Source organism: Nonomuraea candida (assembly GCF_000725485.1).
GTDB lineage: Bacteria > Actinomycetota > Actinomycetes > Streptosporangiales > Streptosporangiaceae > Nonomuraea > Nonomuraea candida.
Genome location: NZ_JOAG01000027.1, coordinates 55,111 through 80,296 on the forward strand (window position 1 = coordinate 55,111; position 25,186 = coordinate 80,296).

Annotated in this window: 23 protein-coding genes and 1 pseudogene; 4 read left to right on the plus strand and 20 right to left on the minus strand. The window is 71.4% G+C overall.

The window, feature by feature from the left end:
- Positions 1-6: 6 nt before the first annotated feature.
- The 9 genes from IO39_RS25145 to IO39_RS25185 all read right to left on the minus strand — a co-directional run bounded on the left by IO39_RS25145 (position 7) and on the right by IO39_RS25185 (position 10,633).
- Positions 7-588 (minus strand): TetR/AcrR family transcriptional regulator, encoded by a 582-nt coding sequence (locus IO39_RS25145; RefSeq protein WP_043627882.1) that lies wholly within the window; start codon positions 586-588, stop codon positions 7-9.
- 268 nt (positions 589-856) lie between these two features.
- Positions 857-2,650, minus strand: coding sequence for an ABC transporter ATP-binding protein (locus IO39_RS25150; RefSeq protein WP_245642209.1), 1,794 nt, complete (start codon positions 2,648-2,650; stop codon positions 857-859).
- Positions 2,651-3,203: 553 nt separating this feature from the next.
- Entirely contained in the window at positions 3,204-5,927 is a 2,724-nt protein-coding gene (locus tag IO39_RS25155; protein WP_043627885.1) for a DEAD/DEAH box helicase, read from the minus strand.
- Positions 5,928-6,013: 86 nt separating this feature from the next.
- Complete coding sequence (locus IO39_RS25160) at positions 6,014-6,985, minus strand: diacylglycerol/lipid kinase family protein (protein WP_043627888.1); 972 nt, start codon at positions 6,983-6,985, stop codon at positions 6,014-6,016.
- A 41-nt stretch (positions 6,986-7,026) separates the two neighbouring features.
- On the minus strand, positions 7,027-7,929 hold the full coding sequence (gene tatC / locus IO39_RS25165; RefSeq protein ID WP_043627891.1) for a twin-arginine translocase subunit TatC: 903 nt from the start codon (positions 7,927-7,929) through the stop codon (positions 7,027-7,029).
- A 33-nt stretch (positions 7,930-7,962) separates the two neighbouring features.
- Entirely contained in the window at positions 7,963-8,328 is a 366-nt protein-coding gene (gene tatA, locus IO39_RS25170; RefSeq protein WP_043627893.1) for a Sec-independent protein translocase subunit TatA, read from the minus strand.
- 28 nt (positions 8,329-8,356) lie between these two features.
- Entirely contained in the window at positions 8,357-8,557 is a 201-nt protein-coding gene (locus tag IO39_RS25175; RefSeq protein ID WP_043627895.1) for a LapA family protein, read from the minus strand.
- Positions 8,554-9,519: a helix-turn-helix transcriptional regulator gene (locus IO39_RS25180; RefSeq protein ID WP_043627897.1), complete on the minus strand. Its 966-nt coding sequence runs from the start codon at positions 9,517-9,519 to the stop codon at positions 8,554-8,556. The genes IO39_RS25175 and IO39_RS25180 overlap by 4 nt, the downstream gene beginning before the upstream one ends.
- Before the next feature lie 163 nt (positions 9,520-9,682).
- Positions 9,683-10,633, minus strand: a complete 951-nt coding sequence (locus tag IO39_RS25185; protein WP_043628279.1) for a helix-turn-helix transcriptional regulator — start codon at positions 10,631-10,633, stop codon at positions 9,683-9,685.
- A gap of 38 nt (positions 10,634-10,671) precedes the next feature.
- On the opposite strand from IO39_RS25185, the gene IO39_RS25190 reads away from it, so the two are divergent.
- On the plus strand, positions 10,672-11,745 hold the full coding sequence (locus IO39_RS25190; protein WP_084773461.1) for a DUF3866 family protein: 1,074 nt from the start codon (positions 10,672-10,674) through the stop codon (positions 11,743-11,745).
- Here the strand turns inward: IO39_RS25190 and IO39_RS25195 are convergent.
- From IO39_RS25195 to prcB, 9 genes and pseudogenes are all read right to left on the minus strand, one after another.
- Entirely contained in the window at positions 11,691-12,170 is a 480-nt protein-coding gene (locus IO39_RS25195; protein ID WP_063765336.1) for a DUF3291 domain-containing protein, read from the minus strand. The genes IO39_RS25190 and IO39_RS25195 overlap by 55 nt on opposite strands.
- 66 nt (positions 12,171-12,236) lie before the next feature.
- Positions 12,237-13,091: a helix-turn-helix transcriptional regulator gene (locus tag IO39_RS25200; RefSeq protein ID WP_342671443.1), complete on the minus strand. Its 855-nt coding sequence runs from the start codon at positions 13,089-13,091 to the stop codon at positions 12,237-12,239.
- Between the two features lie 9 nt (positions 13,092-13,100).
- A complete protein-coding gene (locus tag IO39_RS54765; protein ID WP_157548880.1) occupies positions 13,101-13,610 on the minus strand; it encodes a hypothetical protein in 510 nt (169 codons plus the stop codon).
- Between the two features lie 31 nt (positions 13,611-13,641).
- Entirely contained in the window at positions 13,642-14,544 is a 903-nt protein-coding gene (locus IO39_RS25210; RefSeq protein ID WP_043627903.1) for an FKBP-type peptidyl-prolyl cis-trans isomerase, read from the minus strand.
- Positions 14,545-14,774: 230 nt separating this feature from the next.
- Complete coding sequence (locus IO39_RS25215) at positions 14,775-15,704, minus strand: FKBP-type peptidyl-prolyl cis-trans isomerase (protein ID WP_043627906.1); 930 nt, start codon at positions 15,702-15,704, stop codon at positions 14,775-14,777.
- Positions 15,705-15,954: 250 nt separating this feature from the next.
- Positions 15,955-17,197: pseudogene (gene pafA, locus IO39_RS25220) on the minus strand (Pup--protein ligase).
- A gap of 128 nt (positions 17,198-17,325) precedes the next feature.
- Entirely contained in the window at positions 17,326-17,850 is a 525-nt protein-coding gene (locus tag IO39_RS25225) for a hypothetical protein (RefSeq protein WP_245642211.1), read from the minus strand.
- 251 nt (positions 17,851-18,101) lie between these two features.
- Positions 18,102-18,977, minus strand: coding sequence for a proteasome subunit alpha (gene prcA, locus IO39_RS25230; protein ID WP_084773463.1), 876 nt, complete (start codon positions 18,975-18,977; stop codon positions 18,102-18,104).
- Positions 18,978-18,998: 21 nt separating this feature from the next.
- The gene (gene prcB / locus IO39_RS25235; protein ID WP_043627911.1) at positions 18,999-19,847 is read right to left on the minus strand and encodes a proteasome subunit beta; all 849 of its coding nucleotides are present in this window, start codon (positions 19,845-19,847) and stop codon (positions 18,999-19,001) included.
- 296 nt (positions 19,848-20,143) lie between these two features.
- Between prcB and IO39_RS25240 the strand changes: the two genes are divergently transcribed.
- From IO39_RS25240 to IO39_RS25250, 3 genes are all read left to right on the plus strand, one after another.
- A complete protein-coding gene (locus IO39_RS25240) occupies positions 20,144-21,523 on the plus strand; it encodes an extracellular solute-binding protein (protein WP_043627913.1) in 1,380 nt (459 codons plus the stop codon).
- Between the two features lie 126 nt (positions 21,524-21,649).
- Positions 21,650-22,738 carry an ABC transporter ATP-binding protein gene (locus IO39_RS59045; RefSeq protein ID WP_043627915.1) on the plus strand — a complete coding sequence of 363 codons (1,089 nt, stop codon included), beginning with the start codon at positions 21,650-21,652 and terminating at the stop codon, positions 22,736-22,738.
- An 18-nt stretch (positions 22,739-22,756) separates the two neighbouring features.
- Positions 22,757-23,797 carry a DNA polymerase IV gene (locus tag IO39_RS25250; RefSeq protein ID WP_043627917.1) on the plus strand — a complete coding sequence of 347 codons (1,041 nt, stop codon included), beginning with the start codon at positions 22,757-22,759 and terminating at the stop codon, positions 23,795-23,797.
- A gap of 42 nt (positions 23,798-23,839) precedes the next feature.
- Here the strand turns inward: IO39_RS25250 and IO39_RS52920 are convergent, their stop codons facing one another.
- Together IO39_RS52920 and IO39_RS25265 are read right to left on the minus strand one after the other, a co-directional pair.
- Complete coding sequence (locus IO39_RS52920; RefSeq protein ID WP_084773465.1) at positions 23,840-24,796, minus strand: endonuclease domain-containing protein; 957 nt, start codon at positions 24,794-24,796, stop codon at positions 23,840-23,842.
- 81 nt (positions 24,797-24,877) lie between these two features.
- Positions 24,878-25,087 (minus strand): ubiquitin-like protein Pup, encoded by a 210-nt coding sequence (locus IO39_RS25265; protein WP_043627919.1) that lies wholly within the window; start codon positions 25,085-25,087, stop codon positions 24,878-24,880.
- Positions 25,088-25,186 lie beyond the last annotated feature (99 nt).

Consider the following 25,186-nt stretch of genomic DNA (forward strand, 5'->3'; position numbering starts at 1 on the left):
CCTCGCTCAGTACGCCCTCGTGCGCATCCCGTCGCAGATCACGTCCGCCATCCGCACCGCGCCGCCCCGGGCGCGGGCCCGGCGTTCGGCGGCCAGGCAGGCGCGCAGCAGGTCGTTCACGTCCTCCGCCGACAGGTCGGCCCGCACGGCTCCCGCCCGCTGCGCCCTGGCCAGCAGCCGGGCCAGGGCCGCGGTGAAGTCGCCCGCCAGCGTGGAGCCCGGCCGCAGCGCCATGCCCGCGCCGCTGTCCAGCATGTCGCACAGCGCCTGGTTGGCCGCGGCCTGCTCGACCACCCGGGCGAACCAGCCGAAGAACGCCTTGCCCGAGTCCTCGGCGGTGGCCAGCGCGCGGGCGTCGGCCACGAACCGCTCGATCCGCCCCAGCAGCACCGCCTCGAACAGCGCCTCCTTGGTCGGGAAGTGCCGGTAGACGGTGCCGACCCCGAACCCGGCGCGCCGGGCGATCTCGTCGAAGGAGATGGTCAGGCCGTCACTGGCCAGCGCCTCCTGCGCGATCTGCAGCACCCGCTCGCGGTTGCGCCGGGCGTCGGCCCGCAGCGGCCTGGCGGCGCTGTGGTCGTCGCCCATGACCTCGACCTGCCTTACAACGCCCTCTGCGGGCAAACGGAGAGACCTCTCCGATTCTACCGAGGAGGTTCCCGGGCATACCAGCCCTCACCAGGCGCTCGTCCCACGAGAACGGCGCCCGTCCCACCTGGTGTGGGACGGGCGCCGTCCGGTTGTGGTGCGGCCGGTTGCGGTGCGGCCGGTTGCGGTGCGGCCGGTTGCGGTGCGGCCGGTTGCGGTGCGGCCGGTTGCGGTGCGGCCGGTTGCGGTGCGGCCGGCCGGCGGGGCGTCACGAGGGCGTGGTCGAGCGGGCCGGCACGCCGACGCGCTTGAGCCTGATCCGCTCCCGCCTGGGCACCGGCTCCAGCTCCACCACCTTCGCCCCCTCCGGCACCCGCCGCAGGTCGTGCGTGATGAGCAGCGTGGTCCGCCCGGCCATCAGCCGCCGCAGCGGCTTCATCACCTGGGCGGCGGTGGCCTCGTCCAGCCCGTTCATGGGCTCGTCGAGCACCAGCACCGGCGTGTCGCGCAGGATGGCCCTGGCGATCGCGATCCGCTGCCGCTGCCCGCCGGACAGCAGGCGCCCCCGCTGGCCCACCGGCGTGTCGTACCCCTGGGGCAGCAGCTTCACGAAATCGTGCACCCCGGCCGCCTCCGCGGCCCTGATCACCTCGTCGAGCGAGGCGCCGGGCCGGCCGTAGGCGATGTTCTCGCGGACGGAGCCGGAGAACAGCAGGGTCTCCTGGTGCAGGATCGTGACGTTCTCACGCAGCGACTCCCGCGTCAGGTCCCGCACGTCGACGCCGTCGAGCAGGATGCGCCCGCTGTCCGGGTCGTAGAAGCGCAGCAGCAGCTTGGCCAGCGTGGACTTGCCCGCCCCGCTGGGCCCGGACAGGACGACGACCTCGCCGGGCTCGGCGGTGAAGCTCACCTCCCGCAGCACCGGCCGCGCCCTGCCCGGATAGGCGAAGCCGACCCGTTCGAAGGCGAGGCGGCCGCGACCGCGACCGGCGGGACGCGCGCCGTCGGCGTCGGTGACGGACGGCGACGCCCGCAGGATCTCGATGACCCGGTCCGAGCCCGCCGCCGCCTCCGACACGGTCAAGGCCAGCTCGCCCAGGCCCTGGACGGCCGGGTAGAGCAGGGCCAGGTAGGCCGCGAAGGACAGCAGCCCGCCGAGCGTCAGCCGGCCCGCCGCGATCTCCCACGCGCCGAACCCGAGGATGACGATCAGGCAGACGGTCTCGATGAGCTGGACGACCGGGCTGTAGAGCCCGGCCAGCCAGGCCTGGGCGAGGTTGGCGCGCAGCCAGCCGCGGCCCTCCCCGTGCAGCCGCCGCGACTCGGCGCCCTGCCGGTTGTACGCCTGCACGAGCGGCTGGTTGGCCAGCCCCTCCTCCAGGACGCTGTTCATCGCCCCGTTGCTGGCCCGCTCGCGCGCCGCCGCGGTCCTGAACCGGCCCGCGAAGACCTTCGAGACGACCAGGAAGAGCGGGATCAGCGCCATCGTCAGCAGTGCGAGGTCCCATCGGACGAAGAACGCGGCCCCCGCGAAGAAGACCACGCTGGCACCCGTGGTGACCGCCCGGACCAGCCCGGACCCGACGAGCTCCTCGATGGCCTCGACGTCGTCGGTCATGCGGGCCATCAGGTCGCCCAGGCGCCGCTTCTCGGAGAAGTCGGGCGCGAGCGTCTGCAGGTGCGCGTACACGCGGTCGCGCAGGGCCAGCAGGAACCGTTCCGCGCCGATCGCGGTGGCGTACGCGCCGGCGAAGGACGTCACGCCTGCCAGCGCGGCGAGCCCGAGCCAGGACAGCGCCGGAGCCCAGAAGGCCCCGAGGTTCCGGGTCGTGAGCACTTCGTCGGTGATGTGACCGAACAGGCGGATCGCGGCGACCTCGCAGAGCGCGGCCAGCAGGGCGAAGACCACCCCGGCCACGAACCACCGCCGCAGTCCGCGGGTGTCCGGCCAGAACTCGCGGAAGGTGCGGCGCAGAGTGACCGCCGGCGCGAGCTCCCGGCCGGAGACGCTCAATGAGAGCCGGCGGCTCAGCCGCCGGCTCTCAGGTGGGGTGTCTAGCACCCCCACCACCTACGGTGACCGCAGCAGCTCCACCTGCGGTAGCAGCGGCGCCGACGGCGACAGCCCCATCCCTGCTGGTAGCCGATCTGCGACAGTTTCGTGTTCGCCATGATTCCTCCCCCGTTGGCGGAACACTGACAAAACGGACACTAGCACCCGAATTGCGATAAATCAGCAGATATTCGCGGACTTCAGAGAGACTTGACCGGTAAAACCAAGCAGCAAAGGCGATCCAGAGCGTCACGTAAAGCCGGCGGCGAAGAAGTAAAAGCACAAGACGCGGCAACCCCCATGCAAAGGCACCCCCGAGAAACGATTCCCGGAGCCACCCGCGAAAGCCCCGCCGGGAAAGCCGGACGGCGAGAAAACCCGGCACGGGGAGGAAAGCCAGACCGGAAGAAAACCGGGCAGGAGAAGGATGGCCGGACGGAGGAAGAAACCGGGCGAAGCGCAGCCCGCCCGGACAAAAGGTCGGCACGGACGGGAAGACCGGCACGGACGGGAAGACCGGCACGGACGGAAACCGACGGTCCCGCCCGTGCCGGCCCGGCGCTCAGGTCAGCGACGAATACGCCACCACGCCCCGCCGCATCCCGTCCACGGCCTTGCCCGCCGTCTGCTTGATCTTGCTGCCCGGCGGCGCCGCGTTGCCGAGCTGCCCGAGCAGGTCCATGAGCTGCTTGACCCAGCGCACGAAGTCACCCGCCGCCAGCTCGTTGCCGTTGACCCCCTCCATCAGCACCGCGTCGAGGCTGTGCCCCTTCGTCCACCGGAACGCCGCCCACGCGAACCCCAGATCGGGCTCCCTGATCGTCGACAGCCCGTGATCGGACTCGATGCCCTCCAGCTCGCCCCACAACCGGATCATCGCCGACAGCGCGTCCTGCGCCCGCCCTGCCGGGATCTTCGGCCGGCGCGCGTCGTCCGACGCCCGCGACTCGAACACCAGCGCCGACACGCACGCCGCCAGCTCCGCCGGGTCCAGCTCCTCCCACAACCCGTTGCGCAGGCACTCTGCCGTCAGCAGGTCCAGCTCGGTGTACAGCCGGCCCAGCCGGCGCCCCTCGTCGGTGACCGTCTCCCCGTCGAGATAACCGAGCTGCTCCAGCACCGAGCAGATGCGGTCGAACGTGCGCGAGATGACGTGCGAACGCCCCTCCACCCGCCGCCGCAGCCCCTCGGTCTCCCGCAGCAGCTTGTAGTAGCGCTCCGCCCAGCGCGCATGATCCTCACGCTCGTCACAACCGTGGCACGGATGCTGCCGGATGCGCCGCCGCAGCTCGTTGATCTCGTCGTCCTCCACCGCGTGGTCACGCGCCCTGACCGGCTTGCCCAGATCACGGTCACCGATCTTGGCCAGCAGCGAGGAGACGAGGTTGGCGCGTTCCTTCGGTGAACGGCCGTTGAAGTTCTTCGGGATGCGCAGCTTCTCCAGCGGCTCCACCGGCACCGGGAAGTCCGCCGGATCCAGCTTCTTGACCTGCTTGCCGATCGTCAGCACCAGCGGGCTCGGCCCGTGACCGCGCGGATTGCGCCCCGGGTCCAGCACGATCGCCAGCCCCGCCCGCCGCCCGCCCGGCACCCGGATCACGTCGCCCGGCTGCAGCGCCTCCAGCGACCGCACCGCCGCCGCCCGGCGCGCCGCGCCCCGCTGGCGCGACAGCTCCGCCTCACGATCCGACAGCCGCCGCCGCAGCGCCGCGTATTCCGGGAAGTCGCCCAGGTGACACGTCATCGCCTCCTGGTAGCCCTCCAGCGCCTCCTCGTGCTTGCGCAGCTGCTTGGCCAGCCCCACGACCGCCCGATCCGCCTGGAACTGCGCGAACGACTCCTCCAGCAGCGTGCGCGCCCGCTCCCGGCCGAACTGCCCCACCAGGTTGACCGCCATGTTGTACGACGGCTGGAAACTGGAGCGCAGCGGATAGGTGCGCGTGCCCGCCAGCCCCGCCACCGACAGCGGGTCCATGCCCGGCTGCCACAACACCACCGCGTGGCCCTCGACGTCGATCCCCCGGCGCCCCGCCCGCCCCGTGAGCTGGGTGTACTCCCCCGGCGTCAGATCGGCGTGGGTCTCGCCGTTCCACTTGTCCAGCTTCTCGATCACCACGCTGCGGGCCGGCATGTTGATCCCCAGCGCCAGCGTCTCGGTCGCGAACACCGCCTTGACCAGCCCGCGCGTGAACAGCTCCTCCACGACCTCCTTGAACGCCGGCAGCATGCCCGCGTGGTGCGCCGCCAGCCCCCGCTCCAGGCAGTCGCGCCACTCCAGGTAACCCAGCACCGCCAGGTCCTCGTCGGGCAGGTGCGCCGTGCGCTCGTCCACGAGCTGCCTGATCTCGTGCCGCTCGCGGTCGCTGGTCAGCCGGATGCCCGCGTGCAGGCACTGCTGCACCGCCGCGTCACACCCCGCCCGCGAGAAGATGAACGTGATCGCCGGCAGCAGCCCCTCGGAGTCCAGCTTCTCGATCACCTGCACCCGGTCCGGCGGGCGCGAGCGCTGCGGCCGGCCGTAGCCCCGGCGGCCCCGCCCCGCCGTCAGCCGCTCGGCGTCACGCGTGACCCGCATCAGCGTCGGGTTGATGCGCGGCGTCAGATCGTCGGCCAGGAACATGTCGTAGATGCGGTTGCCGACCATCATGTGCTGCCACAGCGGCACCGGCCGGTGCTCGTCCACGATCACCGTCGTGTCGCCGCGCACCGCGCCCAGCCACTCGCCGAACTCCTCGGCGTTGCTCACCGTCGCCGACAGCGCCACCAGCCGGACCGACTCGGGCAGGTGGATGATGACCTCTTCCCACACCGCGCCCCTGAACCGGTCGGCCAGGTAGTGGACCTCGTCCATCACCGCGAACCCGAGCCCGGCCAGCGTGGCCGAGCCCGCGTAGAGCATGTTGCGCAGCACCTCGGTGGTCATCACCACGATCGGCGCCTCGCCGTTGACGCTGTTGTCGCCGGTCAGCAGGCCGACCTTGGCGGTGCCGTAGCGTTTGACCAGGTCGTTGTACTTCTGGTTGGACAGCGCCTTGATCGGCGTGGTGTAGAAGCACTTGCGGCCCTGCTCCAGGGCGAGGTGGACGGCGAACTCGCCGACCACCGTCTTGCCCGACCCCGTCGGCGCCGCCACCAGGACCCCGTCGCCGGCCTCCAGGGCCCGGCAGGCGTCCAGCTGGAAGTCGTCCAGCGCGAAGTCGTAGAGACCTCGGAACGATCTGAGAGCGGCCCCGTCGTCCCCGTGCTTCTGACGGAAGGCCGCGTAGCGTTCCGCTGGCGTTGTCATACCCGTCAGCCTACCGAAATCGCCATTCCGGTCCGTCCTGCCTGTTCCCGCCACGCCTCCGGCCCGACGCCTTTACAAAGTAGATTTCATACGATGACGCGTAACGCCCCAGGCCGGACCTCGCAGTGCAGCGGCACCGCCCCCACCCGTTCGCCGTCGGCGTAGGCCACCAGGGCGTCCGTCGCGCCGCCGGCGAAGCCGGCCGGCGCGGCGCCCCGCCTGTCGCCCCGCCTGTCGCCCGGCCCGCCGCCCGCCGCCCCGGGCGTCTCCACGCGCACGCTGCGCGCCCGCCGCACCGACACCGCCCGGTGCCCGACGTGCGTGCCCCGGTAGACGCTGGGGAACACGCGCAGGAACTCGGCCTTGGACACCGCTTCGAGGATCATCACGTCGAGGAGCCCGTCGTCGAACCTGGCGTCCGGGCAGACCCGCATGCCGGCGCCGTACGAGCGGGTGTTGGCCACCGCCACCAGCATCGCCTCCCGCTCGATCACCTCGTGCCCGTCGAGCGTGATCCGGAACGGCACGGGCCGGAACGAGCGCAGCTCCTGGGCCATCGCCACGAGGTAGCGGGAGGTCCCGGCCGGCCAGGTGAGCCGGTTGGCCCGCTCGTTGACCCGCGAGTCGAACCCGCAGCACACCACCCCGGCGAACAGCTCGTCGGCGCCTCCCGCGCGGATGCGCACGGCGTCCACCGGCCGCGACCTCATCCGCAGCACGGTCCTGGCCGCGGCGACGGGATCCCTGCCCGGCAGGCCGAGCGCGGCGGCGATGTCGTTGCCCGTGCCCACGGGGATGATGCCGAGCGGCACGTCGGTGCCCGCCACGGCCTGGACGGCCAGGTGCACCAGCCCGTCACCCCCGAAGGCCACGAGCGCGTCGGGGCGCTCGGACACGGCGGTGCAGGCACGTTCGAGCGCGTCGGCCGCGTCGGCGCCGACGATCACCGACAGCTCCGCCCCTCCGGCGCGCAGGCGGCGTGCCACGGGTTCGAGCAGGCGCAGCGTGCGGCCGCGGCGGGCGGCGGGGTTGACCAGCAGAGCGAGTTGAGGGGACACGCCCGGAACCTATCGCCTGGCGGGCGGAACCGGAATGCCCTTTACCGCTTGTCGGCGCCGGAGGTCGTGCCGGGCGGCTCCTCGTCGAGAGGCGTGGGGGCGTCCACCGGCGAGGTGTCCTCGGCCAGCGGCGAGGCCTCGTCGTCGGACAGGTGGGAGAAGTCCTCACCGGCGGGCGCGCTCCGCTCGCGCAGGAACATGACCAGCTCGGCCAGGAAGTACAGGACGATCATCGGCGCGGCCAGCGCCATCATCGTGAGCGGGTCGCCGCCGGGGGTCACCACGGCGCCGAAGACGAACATCACGAAGATGACCGTGCGGCGGTGCTTCTTCACGGTCGTGTGCGACAGCACCCCGATGATGTTGAGGAAGACCAGGATCAGCGGCAGCTCGAAGGAGATGCCGAAGATCAGCAACATGATCAGGACATAGTCGATGTACTCGTCGATGCCGATCGTGGCGACCGTGCCGTCGAGCGAGAACGACAGCAGGATGCTGAGGCTGGTGTCCATGATGATGTAGGCCAGCGCCGCGCCGAGCACGAACAGGGGAACGGCGATCCCCAGGAACGTGAGCGAGTAGCGCTTCTCGTTGCGGTAGAGCGCCGGGGTGACGAACGCCCAGATCTGGTAGAGCCAGACGGGCGAGGCCACCACGAGGCCGATCATCAACGAGACCTTCAGCGTGATGAAGAAGGACTGGAAGATGCCGCTGTAGGTGAGCGTGCACTCGCCTGGACGCAACTGGTTGGCCTGCGGCGTCTCGCAGAACGGCTCCTTGACGAACGCCCACACCGGATCGAAGAAGATATATCCGATGATGATGCCGACGATCACCGCGGCCAACGCGATCACCAGCCGGTTGCGCAGCTCGCGCAGGTGCTCCATGAGGGGCATGCGGCCCTCGGGATCACGCGCGGGCTGGGACCGTTTGAGCAGCGCCATCTAGCAATCCAGGTGACGAGGAGGGACGGGGGGTCAGGCGTGCTTGTCGGCCTGCGCGGCGCCGGCGCGCAGCTTCGCGGCCTGCTCCTCGAGCTGGCGGGCCTGCTCCTCCGGCGTCAGCGCCGCGGCGGGAGCCGGGGCGGCCTGCAGCGGCTGCGGCTGCACCGGCTGGGGCTGCGGGTGCGGCTGCGGCTGCGGCTGGACCGGGGCCTGCTGCGCCTGCTGCTGCACGGTGTGCTGGGTGTCGTCGTCGTCATCGCGCAGCTTGGCGGTCTCGGACTTGAAGATGCGCAGTGAGCGACCGATGCCCCGGGCCATCTCGGGCAGCTTCTTCGCACCGAACAGCAGCACGAGCACCAGCGCGATGATCAGAAGTTCGGGGACTCCGAGGTTCGGCATGAAACGCCCTTTCTAGCAAATACCAGATTCAGCCACGATCGTACGCTGCCTGGGGCGTGGTCTCATCCCCTTGGCCCGACGATCTGACCCGCCCCGGCTCGAGCTGCGCCTTCGCCACGGCGATTTCCCTCTTCAGACTACGTGCCGCGGACACGACCCGGGCACCGGCGACGCCGAGCGCGACCAGCCCGGCCACGCCCAGCCCTACGGACACGAAGATCCACGTCATGACTGGTGAGCGTACAGGGCCAGGGCGCGCCCGGCCTCCCGGCGTACGGTCTCGGCCATGTCGGGCGGCGACACGACCCGGCCGGTGTCGCCCAGGCGCAGCGCCAGCTTCAGGATCCAGTCCTCGTCGCGGGCCCGCAGCGCCACCCGCAGCCGCCCCTCGCCCAGCTCGGTGACCTGCTCGCACGGGTAGTACTCGGCCACCCACCGCCCCGCCGCGCTCAGCTCCAGCTCGACCAGCTCGTCGGTCGGCGAGGGCCGGAAGACGCCGGCGGCGACGTCTCTGGGCTCGGCCTCGGCCGGCGGGTCGGCGGGCACGTCGAGCACCTCCACGCCGAGCACCCGGTCCAGCCGGAACAGCCGCATGGCCTCGGCCCGGTAGCACCAGCCCTCCAGGTAGGCGCGGCCGTCCACGACCACGACCCGCATCGGGTCGACCTCGCGCGGCGTCACCTCGTCGCGGCCCTGCACGTAGTAGCGCAGCGACAGCCTGCGGCCCCTGGTGAGCCCCTCGCGCACGCGCGGCAGCGCGTCGGGGGCGGCGTCGACGTCCACCGCGACCTGGCTGCTGACGGTGGCCGCGCCGTCGCCGGCGGCCCGCTCCAGCTTGGCCATGACGCGCGGCAGCGCGTCGCCCGGCACCTCGGCCAGCTCGGGGGTGGCGGCCAGCATGCGCAGCGCGACCAGCAGCGCGCTGGCCTCGTCGATGCCCAGCCGCAGCGGCCTGGCGATGGTGTCGGCGTTGTCGATGATGATCTCGCCGCCGTCCCAGGAGACGTCGATCAGGTCGCCCGGCGTGTGACCGGGCAGCCCGCACATCCACACGAGCTGCAGGTCGTCGATGAGCTGCTTCTCGCTCAGCCCGAACACCGCGGCGACCTCGCCGACCTGCGCCCCGGGGTGGGACATCAGGTACGGCACCAGCGCCAGCAGCCGCGGCAGCCGATCGGCCGAACCGCTCATGCGCCCTCCCCCGCCGCCCGCGCCGGCGCTGCCGCCGTCACTTCGCCCCGGCCTGCCGATCGGCGCCGGCCCGTCACTTCGCCCCATCCTGTCGATCGGCGCCGGCCTGTCACGCCGCCCTGTCCTGCCGATCTGCAACCGCTTGTCACTTCGCCCCGTCCGGTCACGCCATGGCCCCCTTCAGTCTCCTCATCACGGCCTCGCGCGCGTCCGGCGGCTCGACGACCTCGACGTCGGCGCCCAGGCTCGCCATCCACCCGGCCAGCCGCTCGGGGTCGGTGAAGGCCAGCTCGGCCTCGTCCCACCCGTCGGTGCCCGCGTGCACGGCCCTGGCCAGCTGCCGCAGCCCCTCGCACGCCCCCTGCCGCACCCGGACCACGGCGACCCGCTCCTCCGCCGGCTCGTCGGGGAAGCCCACCATGGCCTTCAGGTCCACGCCCGGGGGCACCTCGACCGCGCCCGCCCGGCCGACCGTGGTCACCTGCCCGGAGATGCGGCTGAGCCGGAAGGCGCGCGGGGCGTTCCTGTCGCGGTCGAACCCGGCCAGATACCAGCGGCCGCGCCTGCTCACCACGCCCCACGGCTCGACGGTGCGGCTGCGCACGCTCTCGCTGCCGGCGCCGCGGTAGTCGAAGCGGACCACGCGCCGGTCGCGCACGGCGTCCCACAGCGCGGGGAAGGCCGGGTCGCGGGTGTCGACCCGCAGCTCCAGCGCCCCGGTGCCGACGGGCTGGTCGGTGGCCACGCCGCCGGCGCGCAGCTTCAGCAGCGCCCCCGAGGCGGCCTCGGCCAGGCTGGCCCGCTGCCACACCTGGGCGGCCAGGCCCAGCACGGCCGCCTCGTCGGGTTCGAGGGTGATCTCCGGCAGCTCGTAGGACTCCCGCTCGATGCGGTAGCCCGGCTCGTCCTCCCACGGGTCGCGCACGACGTCGATGGGGATGCCGATCTCGCGCAGCTCGTTCTTGTCGCGCTCGAACATGCGCTGGAACGCCTCGTCGCCGTCGCGGTCGTAGCCGGGCACGGCCTGGCGGATCTGCTCGGCCGAGAGCGGGCGCCTGGTGGCGAGCAGGCAGATCACCAGATTGAGCAACCGTTCTGTCTTCCGGCGCGACATCTGCCTCACTCCTCCTTCATCGACGCTACCCTGCCCCCGTGATCAGATGGCGCAAGGGCGAGGTTGTACGGATCCGACGCGAGTGGCCGGGAGCGGTGGAGCTGGACGTCACCGTCCCCGAGGGGGAGTGCCGGGCGCTGGCGTACCCCCCGTTGGTGGGCCGCCCGGAGCCCGGCGACGAAGTGCTGCTCAACACGACCGCGCTCGCGATGGGTCTCGGTACGGGAGGTTACGCCATGGTGGTGGCCGTACCGAACCGTTTGCCGGAAGATCCGCGCGGGCCCGGGCACCTGGTGAAGGCGAGGTACACGCCGCTGCAGGCCACGGTGCAGGGCGCCGACGAGCAGGACTCCCCGCATCACGCGAAATTGCGCGAGGCCGACTCCCTCGACGGCATGCCGGTGATCGTGGCCGACCTGCACTCGGCGCTGGCCCCGATCCTGTGCGGGCTGCGGGCGGCGCCGGGCGGGCGGGCGGCGCGGGTGGCGTACGTGATGCAGGACGGCGGGGCGCTGCCGGTCTGGTTCTCGATGGCGGCGGCCCGGCTGCGGGAGAGCGGCTGGCTGGCCGGCGTGGTCACCGTGGGGCAGTCGTTCGGCGGCGACCTGGAGGCGGTCACCGTGCACACCGGGCTGCTGGCGGCCAGGCACGTGCTGGAGGCCGACGTGGCGATCGTCGCGCAGGGCCCCGGCAACCTGGGCACGGGCACCAAATGGGGTTTCTCCGGTGTGGCCGCGGGCGAGGCGGTGAACGCGGCCGGCGTGCTGCTGGGCCGGCCGGTGGCGGCGCTGCGGGTCAGCGACGGCGACCGGCGCGAGCGCCACTACGGCGTCTCGCACCACTCGCTGACCGCCTACGGCCGGGTCGCGCTGTCCCCGGCGCTGGTGCCGGTGCCGGAGCTGCCCGGCGAGTTCGGCGAGCGGGTCAGGGACCAGGCCGAGCTGCTGGCCGTACGGCACCGGCTCGTCCCGGTCCCGGTGGACGGCCTGCGCGAGGCGCTGGAGGGGTCACCCGTCAGGCTGTCGACGATGGGCCGGGGGCTGGACGAGGACCTGCCCTACTTCCTGGCCTCGGCGGCGGCGGGCAGGCTGGCGGCCTCGCTGCTGGTGTAGGAGTCCTTGAACGTGAACGCCTCGGGGCCCGGCCCCGACGTCCTGAGGCGTTCCAGCCGCTCCATCGCCTCGGCCAGCGTCGGGATGGTGCCCTCGGGCACCCACCACATCACCGTGTACGGCTCCGCCATGCGCAGGAACCACTCCCTGCGCCGCCTCAGCACGCCCAGGTGCGCGCTGCGGTAGACGAAGTCCCACAGCGACTCCAGCGACTCCCACACCGAGAAGTTGACCAGCAGGTGGTCGCCGTAGTCGTGCGCCACGGTGGCGGTCGGGTCGATCTCGCTCTCCTTGAGCCGCCAGACGAACCCCGGGGCCTCGTCGGCGATGGCGTTGATGGGTTCGAGCAGGGCGACGAAGTCGGCGAGTTCGGAGCTGTCGATGGGCGCGCGCAGGTGGGCGATGTTGAGCTGGGCCAGATGCATGGGACTCAGCACACCATCACCCGCCTTCTATGTCAATATTCGTTTGTTTTAGAAATCTGGCCCAGCTCAGGACGGCGAACCTCCCGCTCCCGGCCCGGCCGCGGCCCGCCCCGCCTCTCCTGGGCCGGCCTCCACGGGACCGGCCTCTCCTGGGCCGGCCTCCGCGGGACCGGCCTCCCCCGGACGGGCCGCTCCTGGGCCGGTCGCTCCTGGGCCGGTCGCTCCTGGGCCGGTCGCTCCTGGGCCGGTCGCTCCTGGGTCGGTCGCTCCTGGGTCGGTCGCGGCCTCCGCCCGTTCCAGGGAGACGCAGCACTCCCCCGGCCGCGGATCCAGCGCCGCCCTCCCCGGGTCGTCGCCCAGCCCCTCCAGCAGCCCCTGGCACAGCGCCAGGTTCATGGAGCACACCAGCAGCGGCTGGTCCTCGGCCAGCAGGTGGAAGGGGCAGTTGCGCAGCCGCAACCGCCCGTCCTCGGCGTACGGCTCGTAGCCGCGCTCGCTCAGCACCCGCTCGACCGGATCGCCCCGGTGCCGCCCGGCCATCCTGGCGCCCGCCGCCCGCGCCGCCCGCTCGGCCCGCTCCTCGGCGCCGAGCTCGTCCACCACGCCGGCCAGGACCGTGGCGAGGGTGACGTAGTCGCGCGGCGGCAGGCTCACCGACCGCTCGCCCCCGGCCCTGCGGTAGACCTTGGCCGGCCGGCCGCTGCCCGGCCCCTTCTTCTCCTGCCGCCGGAACCCGCTCTCCAGCAGCCCCGCCTCGACGAGCTTGTCGAGATGGTGACCGGCCAGCGTCCTGGACACGCCCGCGGCCTCGGCGGCCTCCCCGCGCCCGACGTCGCCGCCGCTGGAGGCGACGACGTCGTACAGGCTGCGGCGGACGGGGTCGTGCAACAGGGCCAGCGCCTCGAGGTCGTCGCTACTCACAGCGGGAGTCTACGAAAGCTTCCGCTCGACGTGCTTGTACGTGCAGGCGCGGCTGGGCTCGCCCGAGTCGGAGCCGTACCTGCGCCAGCACTTCCCCTTCCTGATCACGTGGATGTCGACCCACTCGGGCGCACCGTACCGGCGGTGCACGGCCTTGGCGTTGCGCTGCAGCCGCGCGGCCGCCTTGCGGGCCTTGGCGGCGGAGGAGGCGGAGGCGTGCACCCACGTGACCCCGGCGTCCCCGCCGAAGACGCACGGCTTGACGCCCTTGCAGAAGGGCGGGTTGGCGCTCACCCCGGCGGCCGCTCCCCCTGTGGCCGCTCCCCCTGTGGCCGCTCCCCCTGTGGCCGCTCCCCCGGCGGGGACGGCTCCCGCGACCGAGGCGGCTCCTGCGGCGACGGGGACGGTGGAGGGGACGGCGAGGACGGCGGAGGGGACGGCAGGGGCGGCGCTCGCGGCGGGCGCGAGGCCGGACAGAACGGCTAACGCGGACCCCATGACGATGAATGCGCGGATCATGCCCTCATCCTGCCTCAGACGAACGCCGCGATCAGTAGGCGGCGATCAGGTCCACGACGAAGACGAGCGTGTCGGAGCCCTTGATGCCGTACGCGGGATGGCCGGCAGAGCCGTACCCGTAGGCGGGCGGCACGATCATCAGCACCCGGCTGCCCGTCGGCACCCCGGTCAGCGCCCGGTCCCACGCCTTGATCATGGTGCCGTCGCCGAGCTTGAACGCCTTGGGCCCGCCGGTCTCCCAGGTCCGCTCGAAGACGCCGCGCCGCCGCCAGACGGCGGCCTCGTACTGGGTGACCACGAGCTGCCCCGCCCGCGTCCTGCGCCCGTCGCCCCTGGCCAGCACCTTGACCTGGAACCGGACGGGCGGCGCGCCCGCGGGCACGGTCAGCTCGGGCCTGGCCCCGCCGCCGACCCGCACCCCCGCCAGCGTGCCGCCGCCCGCCTCGACGGAGGCGCCCTTGTGGTGGGCGCCGAGGATGTCGACGACGTAGAACAGCTCCTCACCCGCGCCGACGCCCCGCGGCGGGTTGGCGCCGAACCCGTCGGCGGGCGGGATGGCGGCGATGACCCTGCTGCCCACCCTGCGGCCCGTCAACGCCCGTTCCAGCCCCGGCAGCAGCTCCCCCATCGGGAACGCCGCCGGGGCGCCCCTGTTGAAGCTGGAGTCGACCAGGCGGTTGCCCACGCCGTCCCACACGTGCGCGGTGTACTGGACGATCGCCACGTCGTCGGCCGCCAGCGGCTCGCCCTTGCCCGCGGCCAGCTCGTCCACCTGCAGCCCGGCGGCCGGTTTCCCGTCGGGGAAGACGACCGTCGGCCGGGCGCCGAACGGGCCGCCCACCTTCAGGTCCAGTGCCCGCCCGGCTTCGCTCTCCGTGCAACCGGCCAGCAGCAGGGGCGCGAGCAGCAGCAGGGTGGCGACATGGCGGCGCATCGGTCCTCCCAACGCGGAGCGGCCCGGCGGCGTCGTGCCACCGGGCCTGGCGATGCTACCGCCCTGCGACCGCACGCGTCAGCGATCACGCCCCCACCAGCCCGCTCACCTCAGCGGGCCGCGGGACGGAATGCGCTCACCCCACGTCGGAGGGATGGGGTGCGCTCACCCCACGCCAGCGGAACGAGGTGCGCTCACCCCACCTCGGCGGGACGCGGGACGGGATGTGCTCACCTCGCGTTCAGGACGTCGATCACGAACACCAGCGTGCTGTTGCCCGGGATGCCCTGCTGGTCCTGCTTGCCGTAGCCGAGGTCCGGCGGGATGCTCATCACCACGCGGCTGCCGACCGGGATGCCGACCAGGCCCTTCTGCCAGCCCTGGATCACCTGGCCGAGCGGGAACTCGGCCGGCTCGCCCCGGTCCCAGCTCGAGTCGAACTGCTTGTCGGTGCCCCAGATCTTGCCCGTGTAGTGGACCGAGAGCGTCTGGTCGGCCGCCACCTTCGCGCCGCTGCCCTGGATGAGCGTCTTGACGACGAGCTCCTTGGGCGCCTTCTCGTCGGTCTTCGTGGTCAGCGTGGGCGCCTTGTCGCCGCCCGGGTTGTCCACCTTGACACCCTTGATCGTCTCGCCGGTCTCCTTGCCGGAGGCGGCCTTCGGCAGGGTGCCGACCACGTCGAACACGAACACCTTCGTCGGCTCGGCCGCCGGCGTGGCCGCCTGCCCCTGCGGGAGGGTGTCGTTGGCCAGCACGGCCAGCAGCCGCCCGCCCTGCTTGACCTTGGTCAGGCCCTCCTGCAGCACCTGCGGGATCTGCTGGTTGAGCGCGATCGTCTCCGGGGTCTTGGTGTCGTAGGACGAGCCCTGGGCGGCGTTGCCCTTGCCGTCCCAGTTGTAGACGGTCAGGTTGACGATCACCCGGTCGCCGGCCTTGACGTCGCCGCCGGTGCCCGGCTGGATCACCTCGTAGGACGACTTCGTCGCCGGGGAGCCGGAGGGGAAGGTCACCGTGGGCTTGGCGCCCACGTTCCCGGTGACCTTGACTCCGGACGACCCGCCGGAGGCGGCGGTGCCGGTGTCGGCGCCGTCATCGGAGCCGCACGCGGCGGCGAACAAGATCAAGGGCACGGCGGCCAGTACGGCCAGAGCGCGGCGCATGGAGTTCCCTCGGAAAAGACGTCAGATTCGCGTCACCTTACCCGACCCGGCGGTAGGGCCGAGGTAAACGCACGCCCACGTTCCCCGCAACCCGCCCCGACCAGCACCTTTCGCCCCGGCCACGACGCACCTGACACCACCCGGCCCGGCCCGGCGCCTTTCGGTTCGGCGGACACCTCCCGCGACCGAGCCACCGCATCTCACATGCCGGGCCCGCAGACCGGCCCGCAGACCGGCCCACGGGCCGGGGTCACATGCCGGCGATCAGCTTGTCCACCCTCTCGTCCACGCTGCGGAACGGGTCCTTGCACAGCACCGTGCGCTGCGCCTGGTCGTTCAGCTTCAGATGCACCCAGTCGACGGTGAAGTCGTCTGCGGCGGCACCGACTTGGCCTCGAAGATCTTCAGGTCGGACGCCACCCGCTCCACCGAGCCGCGCTTCTGCAGCAGGTAGTACAGGCCGCGCCTGCGGTGCACGTCGTGGTAGGCCAGGTCGAGCTGGGCCACCCGGGGCGAGGACAGCGGCAGGTCGTACTTGCGCCGTTGCCGGTGTCGACCGCCCGCAGGGTGCGCTCCCACAGCTCCAGCACCCGGTGGGCGATGGCGTCGCCGCCGCGGCGGTCGACGAAGTCCTTCGCCTTGGTCAGGTATTCCTGCTGGATCTCCAGGCTGGAGGCCTCGCGCCCGTTGGCCAGCCGGACCCGGCGCCTGCCGGTCATGTCGTGGGAGACCTCGCGGATGGCCCGGATCGGGTTCTCCAGCGACAGGTCGCGCATCACGGTGCCCGACTCGATCATGCGCAGCACCAGGTCGGTGGCGCCGACCTTGAGCAGCATGGTGGTCTCGCTCATGTTGGAGTCGCCCACGATGACGTGCAGGCGACGGAAGCGCTCGGCGTCGGCGTGCGGCTCGTCCCGGGTGTTGATGATCGGCCGGGACCGGGTGGTGGCGCTGGAGACGCCCTCCCAGATGTGCTCGGCCCGCTGGGAGACGCAGTAGACGGCGCCGCGCGGCGTCTGGAGCACCTTGCCCGCGCCGCACACGATCTGCCGGGTCACCAGGAACGGGATCAACACGTCCGCCAGCCGGCCGAACTCCCCGTGCCTGCCGACGAGGTAGTTCTCGTGGCAGCCGTAGGAGTTGCCGGCCGAGTCGGTGTTGTTCTTGAACAGATAGATGTCACCCGCGATGCCCTCTTCGCGCAGCCGCTTCTCGGCGTCCACGAGCAGGCCCTCAAGGATGCGCTCGCCCGCCTTGTCGTGGGTGACGAGTTCGATGACGTTGTCACATTCGGGTGTTGCGTATTCAGGATGGCTGCCCACGTCGAGATAGAGACGTGCGCCGTTGCGGAGGAAGACGTTGCTCGATCGGCCCCAGGACACGACCCGCCGGAACAGGTAGCGCGCGACCTCGTCGGGGGACAGCCTGCGCTGGCCCCGGAACGTGCAGGTCACACCGTACTCGTTCTCCAGCCCGAAGATGCGACGATCCATCACCTCACACTATGCCCACGGATCGGCGAGCGGGAGGGATCTTCCCGGGTGTTTTCCCACCGGGTGCCCGTATGCCCGCTTCGTCCCCCGCGCCCGCCCCCACGGGGCGCGGGTCCCGCGGCGTCGCGTCAGGGGGTGTAGATCTCCTGAACCTGGACGATTTTCCCCTGGTGAACGGTGATGAGCGACGCCTGCCCGTGACGGCCGTGCCGCTTGATCAGCGTCTCCCTGGAGCAGCGCTTGGCGCCCAGGCCCGTCTTGCGGCTGACGGTGAGCTCCGTGGGCGTGGACTTGCACCCGTACGCGGACAGGTAGACCACGTCCTTGGCGATGGGCGAGGCGTAGGCCATGACGTCACCCTCCGGCGGGCCCACGAACCGGCCCTCGGTGTGGGTGCCCTTCTTCCACCGGATCGGCTCGTACTCGGCCACGCCGCCGCGCACGTACGTGATCTGGCCACGCAGGATGCCGTTGCGGCGGGAGTGGATGCGCTTGGTGAAGTCGTGCTTCGGGTCCGGCTGGAAGGTGGTGCCGAAGATCTTCGGCGCCTTGTACTTGGGATAGGCGGTGGCGGCTTCGGCGGCCACGCCGGAGCCGAGCATCACGGCCGCCGCGGCGCCCGCCGCGAGAAGGCCACGCAGGGAGGTGTTCACGGATCTTAAGATCCTCGGTCACCGGAAGGAGTTCGGGCACGGCAGAGTGAAACAGGTCACATCCGCGGCACTCTCCCGCCCCGCCTGACCACCCGCGCCGATCACCACCTCCACCCCGCGACCGCCGCCCCGCGACCGGTGCCGCCGATCGCCCGGGCGCGGGAAACCTCCGGCTGGGGCGGGAGAGGTGGGAAACGGCGGCGGGGACCACCCGGTGAGCGGTCCCCGCCGAAAAGCCCCTGTGCGCGCCCCTACAGCGGCGACGAGCCGTCGTCCACGTCGCCCTCGGGCCCGGTGGGCGGCAGCGCGCCGCCGGACCCCGCAGAGCCGCCGGAGGCGGCCGGGCCCCCGGCGCCACCCGAGCCCCCGGCACCCTCGGTGCCTCCCGTGCCGCCCGCTTCGCCTGCGTCGCCGGACGACGGGGGCGTGGCGGCGGGCGGGGTCGTGGTCTGGGCGAGCAGCCGCTCCAGCCGCGCCCCGGTCAGCCGGAGGAACTTGCGGTGCTCCCGGTTGCGGTCGAGCACCGCCACCTCAAGCTGCCCCACCGGCGGCCGCTCCCCGCCCGGCTCGGTCAGCGCCGTCAGCGCCACCTCCAGCGCGTCGGCCAGCGACATCGACTCGCGGTAACGCTCCTTCAGCCGGCCCGACACCGCCTCGGCCTGGCCGCCCATGGCCGCGAAGCCGTGCTCGTCGAAGACCGACCCGTCGAAGGTCAGCCGGTAGATGGCGTCGCCCTCCCGGGTGTCGCCCACCTCGGCGACCACGACCTCCACCTCCAGCGACTTGATCGACTCGGTGAAGATGCGGCCGAGGTTGGAGGCGTAGAGGTTGGCCAGGCCACGGCCGGTCACGTCGGAGCGGTCGTAGGTGTAGCCGTTGATGTCGGCGTAGCGGATGCCGCCGAGGCGCAGCTCCTCGAACTCGTTGTAGCGGCCCACGGCCGCGAACCCGATGCGGTCGTAGATCTCGCTGATCTTGTGCAGCGCCCGCGACGGGTTGGGCGCGACGAACAGGATGCCGTCCACGTACTGCAGCACGACGACGGACCGGCCCCGCGCGATGCCCTTACGCGCGTAGTCGGCCTTGTCCCGCATGATCTGCTCGGGGGACGCATATCCGAAAGGCATGGACACGTGTGGTGGTCCTTTCTAGCGCAGCGGGGCGATGGGGCCGTCGGGCGAGATCATGCGGGCGTCGAGCATCTGCTGCACGTATCCCGAGACCTGCTCCTCGGTCAGGCGGCGGAAACCGTCAGCGTCGATCACCGACACGATGGGCCAGATCTTCCTGGTCACGTCGGGCCCGCCGGTCGCCGAGTCGTCGTCGGCCGCGTCATAGAGCGCCTGGATCAGCGTCATCGCCATGTCGTCGGCCGACGCGCCGTCGCGATAGAGCTTCTTCAGCGACCCGCGCGCGAAGATCGAACCCGACCCGATCGCGTCGAACCTCTCCCGCTCATAAGGCCCGCCCGCCACGTCGTAGCTGAAGATGCGCCCCTCATCCTTGTCCGGGTCATAGGCGGCGAACAGCGGCACCACCACCAGCCCCTGCATCGCCATGCCCAGGTTGCCCCTGATCATGGTCGCCAGCCGGTTGGCCTTGCCCTGGACCGACATCGACCGGCCCTCGACCTTCTCGTAGTGCTCCAGCTCGACCCGGTAGAGGCGGGCGAACTCCAGGCCCGTGCTGGCCGTGCCCGCGATGCCCATGCACGAGTAGTCGTCGGCGCGGAACACCTTCTCCACGTCACGCTGCGAGATGATGTTGCCCGACGTCGCCCGCCGGTCGCCCGCCATGACCACGCCCCCGGCGAAGGTGGCGGCCACGATCGTGGTCGCGTGCGGAACCTGGTCGCCGATCGGGGTGGCCAGCACCTCGTCCCGCCGTGGCAACAAGTCAGGCGCGTACGAGCTGACGAACTCCGTGAACGAGGAACTTCCGGTGTTATGGAAAATCTGGTTCACCAAGCCGGCGGGCAGATCCCTGTGCGATGCCACGCGACTCCCTCCAAACGTTCAGTGTTCCTAGGGCGACCCTACTCATGTTGGGTTGCTGTCTGCACTTCCCACGATCAGCTCACGGCGAACCACCCTCGACCCAAGCGCCAGAAATGCCACCAATAGCCGCTGCCGCGGTAGACAGCCCCGTTCAAAGGGCCGCGGTGCAACGGGCGGCGCCCGGAGGACCGTACTCACAGGCCAGGTTCGCGGGCCGTGCGCAAGTCATTCCTTTACGCCCGCCACCACCCATGCGATGGTCGATGTGTCTGCACGTCCCGAACGGGAGGCCGGCCATGCGACTCCCCGCGCGACTCCCCCGCAGGCCCGCCCTGATCGGGGCCATCGCCCTGCTCGCCCTCACCTCCTGCGGCACCGGCGGCGGCGCCGACGACGGCGGCATCGGCCTCACCATCGCGGCCAACGCCATCGAAGGCGGTAAGAACTCCGAGACCGCCCAATGGATCAAGCAATGGGTGATCCCCGAGTTCGAGAAGACCCACCCCGGCGTCAAGGTGCTCTTCCGGCCCAGCGGCGTCGACGACGAGCAGTACAAGACCAGGATCTCCCTCGACCTCAAGTCCAGGACCGGCGCCGACGTCATCGACGTCGACGGCATCTGGGTCGGCGAGTTCGCCCAGGCCGGCTACGTCAAACCCCTCACCGACGTCGGCGGCCCCGCCGTCGACACATGGGAGGGCTGGGCCCAGATCCCCCAGGCCGTCCAGGGCCTGGGCGTCTTCGACGGCAAGAAGTACGGCCTGCCCCAGGGCACCGACGGCCGCGTCCTGTTCTACAACAAGACCCTGTTCAAGAAGGCCGGCCTGCCCGAGACCTGGCAGCCCACCAGCTGGCAGGAGATCATCGACGCCGGCGGCAAGCTCAAAGCCGCCGGAGTGCCCACCCCCATCCAGATCAACGCCGGCACCGCCATGGGCGAGGCCACCACCATGCAGGGCGTGCTGCCCCTCCTCGCCGGCGCCGGAGCCGAGATCTACGCCGGCGGCAAATGGACCGGCGACTCCCAGGCCATGAAGGACGTGCTCACCTTCTACCGCCAGATCTACGGCGGCGGCGGCCTCGGCGACCCCAAGCTCCAGCAGGAGGCCAAAGGCCGCGACAAGTCCTTCACCCAGTTCGCCGCCGGCAAGATCGGCATCCTCGCCGAGAGCGACTACTTCTGGCGCGCCGTCGTCGAACCCCGCACCGGCGTCGCCCCCATGAAAGACCGCAACGAAGCCGTCGGCTACGCCAAGATCCCCGCCAGGGAACCCGGCGCCGGCATCCGCGGCCAGGACTTCGTCAGCATGTCAGGCGGCGCCGTACGCGTCCTGAACCCCTTCTCCAAGCACCCCCGGCTCGCCTGGGAGCTGCTCGCCTTCATGCACTCGGCCGACGCCACCAAGGCCCAGCTCGCCGGCCAGACCCGCATCAGCGCCCGCACCGACGTCAACGACCAGGTCCTCACCGTCGACCCCATGCTCAAGTACATCGCCGACGAGGTGCTCCCCCTCACCGCCTACCGGCCCGGCCTGGCCGTCTACCCGCAGGTGTCCACCGCGCTGCAGGAGGCGACCGCCGCCGTCGTCAGCGGCGAGAGCCCCGACCGGGCCGCCGCCGCCTACCGCGGCGAACTCGAGGAACTCGTCGGTGGCGCGGCCAACATCGCCGGCTGACGCCGCCGAACCCGCCGCACCCAGGCTCGACCTCATCCCCGCCCGCTCCCCGAGGCGCACCCTGCCCGCCGTCGCGATGGACCCGCCCGTCTCCCGGCGCCACGGCTTCCACGGAGGGATCAAACGGTGATCACCCTGCACCGCCTCACCAAGATCTTCCCCGGCGGGGTCCACGCCCTCGACGACATCACCCTCACCATCGCCGACGGCGAGTTCTTCGCCCTCCTCGGCCCCTCCGGCTGCGGCAAGACCACCCTCCTGCGCACCGTCGCCGGACTGGAGACCCCCACCCGCGGCCGCGTCCACATCAACGACACCGACGTCACCGCACTCCCCCCGGGCCGGCGCGACGTCGCCATGGTCTTCCAGGACTACGCGATCTTCCCCCACATGGACGTCGCCGCCAACATCGCCTACCCCCTGCGGATCAAGAAGGTCCCCCGCGCCCGCCGCGCCGCCAAAGCCGCCGACGTCGCCGCCCGCCTCAGCCTCACCGACCTCCTCCACCGCCGGCCCGCCGAACTCTCCGGCGGCCAGCAGCAACGCGTCGCCCTCGCCCGCGCCATCGCCTGCCACCCCGCCGCCTTCCTCTTCGACGAACCCCTCTCCAACCTCGACGCCCGCCTCCGCCTCGAAGCCCGCACCTTCCTCAAACGACTCCAGCGCGAACTCGCCGTCACCACCGTCTTCGTCACCCACGACCAGGCCGAAGCCCTCGCCCTCGCCGACCGCATCGCCGTCATGTCCACCGGCCGCATGATCCAGATCGGCACCCCCGCCGACATCTTCCACCGCCCCGCCACCACCTTCGTCGCCTCCTTCATCGGCTCCACCCCCATGAACCTCCTCCCCGCCCGCCTCACCGCCACCGCCCTCCACGTCGCCGGCGCCACGCTCCCCCTCCCCCCGCCCTCCGGCGGCCGGACCCCCCTCACCCCCGACGACCACCTCACCTACGGCGTACGCCCCGAATACCTCGACCTCACCACCACCCACAGACCCGACGCCTTCCCCGGCGCTGTCTCCGTCCTGGAGAACCTCGGCACCCACACCCTCGTCACCCTCGAAACCCCCGCCACCCTCGAAACCCCCGCCACCCTCATCCAGGCCGTCGTCCCCGAAGGCGCCGAACCAGCCCTCGGCACCCCCGCCTGGGCCGTCCCCCGCCGCGCCCTCCTCTACCGCGACCACACCCTCCACACCGCCATCGGCTGACCCGCCATACTGGACACCATGGCCGCCAGGGACTGGATCCTCCACGTGGACCTCGACCAGTTCATCGCAGCGGTCGAACTCCTGCGCCACCCCGAACTCCGCGGCAGACCCGTCGTCGTCGGCGGCTCCGGCGACCCCACCCAGCCCCGCACCGTCGCCGCCACCGCCACCTACGAAGCCCGCGCCCACGGCATCCACTCCGGCATGCCCCTGCGCACCGCCCACCGGCGCTGCCCCGACGCCGTCTTCCTCCCCAGCGACCCGCCCGCCTACGAGGCCGCCTCAGCCCGCGTCATGGCCGTCCTGAACGAGTTCCCCGTCCGCGTCGAAGTCTGGGGCTGGGACGAAGCCTTCCTCGGCGCCACCACCGACGACCCCGAAGCCCTCGCCGCCGACCTGCAGCACGCCGTACGCACCCGCACCCACCTCGACTGCTCCATCGGCATCGGCGACAACAAACACCAGGCCAAACTCGCCTCAGGCCTCGCCAAACCCGCCGGAATCCACCGCCTCACCAGCGACAACTGGGCCCAGACCATGAACGACCGCCCCACCGACGCGCTCTGGGGCATCGGCGCCAAGATCTCCAAGAAGCTCGCCGCACTCGGCCTGCACACCGTCGCCCAGCTCGCCGCCGCCGACCCCGCCGAGCTGGCCCGCCACTTCGGCCCCACCAACGGCCCCTGGTACCGCTACCTCGCCCTCGGCAAAGGCGAAGCCGAAGTCGTCACCACCCCCTGGATCGCCCGCGGCCACAGCCGCGAGACCACCTTCCGGCACGACCTCACCGACCGCGACGCCATCGCCCGCCACATCACCGGCCTCGCCGAACACGTCGCCCGCGACGCCGCCGAAGCCTGCCGCGACATCGCCCGCGTCTCCGTGAAAGTCCGCACCACGCCGTTCCTCACCCGCACCCGGCAGGCCAGACTCGACGCCCCCACCACCGACCCCGCCACGGTCGCCCGCACGGCCCTGAACCTCCTCGACCGCCACGACCTCACCCGCCCCGTCCGCCTCCTCGGCGTGGCCGTCGAATACACCATGCCCAAGACCTGAACCCCGCCAGGCACCACGAACCCCCGGAATCACCCGGAACGATCACCCGACCCTGGTGACACTCCGATAGAACTCCGAACGCGACTCCTCCTCGGCCCGGATCAGCTCCGCCAGCTCCTCATCCGAGACCACCACGTCGTCGTCATCCTCCCCCGCGGCCGCCTCCACATAAGAAAGCGCCCGCCACACCACCCCCGCGTCATCCCGGAACTGCCCGATCCCGGTATTGCACGGCAGGCACAACGCGAACCGCACCTCTCCCGACTCATGACAATGGTCGACGTGCTCGGGCGGCCGATCCCAGCACACCACGCACAAACCATGCTGAGCCGAGATCATCCGCTCCACGTCCTCGTGCCGCACCCGATAACGCCGCGCCAGATGATAATTCCGCGTCCGCGCCACCGGCGCGTCACGGGCCCGGCCCGGCAACACCACGAACTCCGGCCAGAGCACCTCGCCACCCAGATAGAGCGCGGCCAGCTCCAGCAGGACCGTGTTGTCACCGAAGTGCCCCAGCCCGTTGTTGCAGTTGAAACAGAGAACGCCCCGGACCGCGCCCGTCCGGTGACAGTGATCGACGAACGTGCCGGGAACGACCTGGCAGATGGCGCAGAGCCCGCCCTGACGGGCGAGCATGCGCGCGAAGTCGTCCTCTGTGATGCCGTAACGCCGCTTCAGATGATAGTCCGCGTGCTGCCGTGATTCTGGATGCGGTTTTCCCGCATCACCTGGTTGTGACACGGCTTGCAGCAGTCGGCGAGTCCATCCTTCTGCGACCTGTTGTTTCCGAATTCCGCGACCGGCTTGACGCAAGCACACCCGGGGACAGTATTTGTGCCCCTCGGGCGCCACAATGCGCTCGCGCACTGTTCTGCCCTGCTGTTCCATGCGCTTGCGGTACCTCTGCGTGGAGCGCCGCCGAAAGCAGCCCTTGCAGTAACGCGCCAGCCCATCGGCCATGCGCTTGTTGCGCCCGAACTCCGAGACGTCTTTCACCTCCCCGCAGTCCGGACACCGCTTCCCCTCTCCGGCCGCCTCCGCTATCCCTCTCCTCTTAGCAAATGTCCGATTTATCCCTCATTGTCCGCCCTTCTGGACGTACGACCTGACAAATTCCTCTGCGTTCTCTTCGAGAACTTCGTCGATTTCGTCCAGAATTGCGTCGACATCGTCCGTGAGCTTCTCCTGGCGCTCCTGGACGTCGGGCGCCGCCGAGGCCTCGGTCTCCTCGACTTCGCTCTCGCGCCGTCCGGCCTGCTTCTGGCCGCCGGTGTCCTTCGTTGCCATGTCCTACCTCCGCTTGGGGGACTGCCTCTACGCATATCTTCCCCGAACGAGCCGACATTTCGCGCCGAACGCCCAGCGATCTTGCCCGGTTGACTGGAT

What these genes read in the sequence shown, in the direction of transcription:
- IO39_RS25145 (WP_043627882.1), bottom strand. Translation starts at nt 588, where the DNA reads ATGGGCGACGACCACAGCGCCGCCAGGCCGCTGCGGGCCGACGCCCGG.
- IO39_RS25155 (WP_043627885.1), bottom strand. Translation starts at nt 5,927, where the DNA reads ATGACAACGCCAGCGGAACGCTACGCGGCCTTCCGTCAGAAGCACGGG.
- tatC (WP_043627891.1), bottom strand. Translation starts at nt 7,929, where the DNA reads ATGGCGCTGCTCAAACGGTCCCAGCCCGCGCGTGATCCCGAGGGCCGC.
- tatA (WP_043627893.1), bottom strand. Translation starts at nt 8,328, where the DNA reads ATGCCGAACCTCGGAGTCCCCGAACTTCTGATCATCGCGCTGGTGCTC.
- IO39_RS25175 (WP_043627895.1), bottom strand. Translation starts at nt 8,557, where the DNA reads ATGACGTGGATCTTCGTGTCCGTAGGGCTGGGCGTGGCCGGGCTGGTC.
- IO39_RS25180 (WP_043627897.1), bottom strand. Translation starts at nt 9,519, where the DNA reads ATGAGCGGTTCGGCCGATCGGCTGCCGCGGCTGCTGGCGCTGGTGCCG.
- IO39_RS25185 (WP_043628279.1), bottom strand. Translation starts at nt 10,633, where the DNA reads ATGTCGCGCCGGAAGACAGAACGGTTGCTCAATCTGGTGATCTGCCTG.
- IO39_RS25195 (WP_063765336.1), bottom strand. Translation starts at nt 12,170, where the DNA reads ATGCATCTGGCCCAGCTCAACATCGCCCACCTGCGCGCGCCCATCGAC.
- IO39_RS54765 (WP_157548880.1), bottom strand. Translation starts at nt 13,610, where the DNA reads ATGATCCGCGCATTCATCGTCATGGGGTCCGCGTTAGCCGTTCTGTCC.
- IO39_RS25210 (WP_043627903.1), bottom strand. Translation starts at nt 14,544, where the DNA reads ATGCGCCGCCATGTCGCCACCCTGCTGCTGCTCGCGCCCCTGCTGCTG.
- IO39_RS25215 (WP_043627906.1), bottom strand. Translation starts at nt 15,704, where the DNA reads ATGCGCCGCGCTCTGGCCGTACTGGCCGCCGTGCCCTTGATCTTGTTC.
- prcA (WP_084773463.1), bottom strand. Translation starts at nt 18,977, where the DNA reads ATGCCTTTCGGATATGCGTCCCCCGAGCAGATCATGCGGGACAAGGCC.
- IO39_RS25240 (WP_043627913.1), top strand. Translation starts at nt 20,144, where the DNA reads ATGCGACTCCCCGCGCGACTCCCCCGCAGGCCCGCCCTGATCGGGGCC.
- IO39_RS25250 (WP_043627917.1), top strand. Translation starts at nt 22,757, where the DNA reads ATGGCCGCCAGGGACTGGATCCTCCACGTGGACCTCGACCAGTTCATC.
- IO39_RS25265 (WP_043627919.1), bottom strand. Translation starts at nt 25,087, where the DNA reads ATGGCAACGAAGGACACCGGCGGCCAGAAGCAGGCCGGACGGCGCGAG.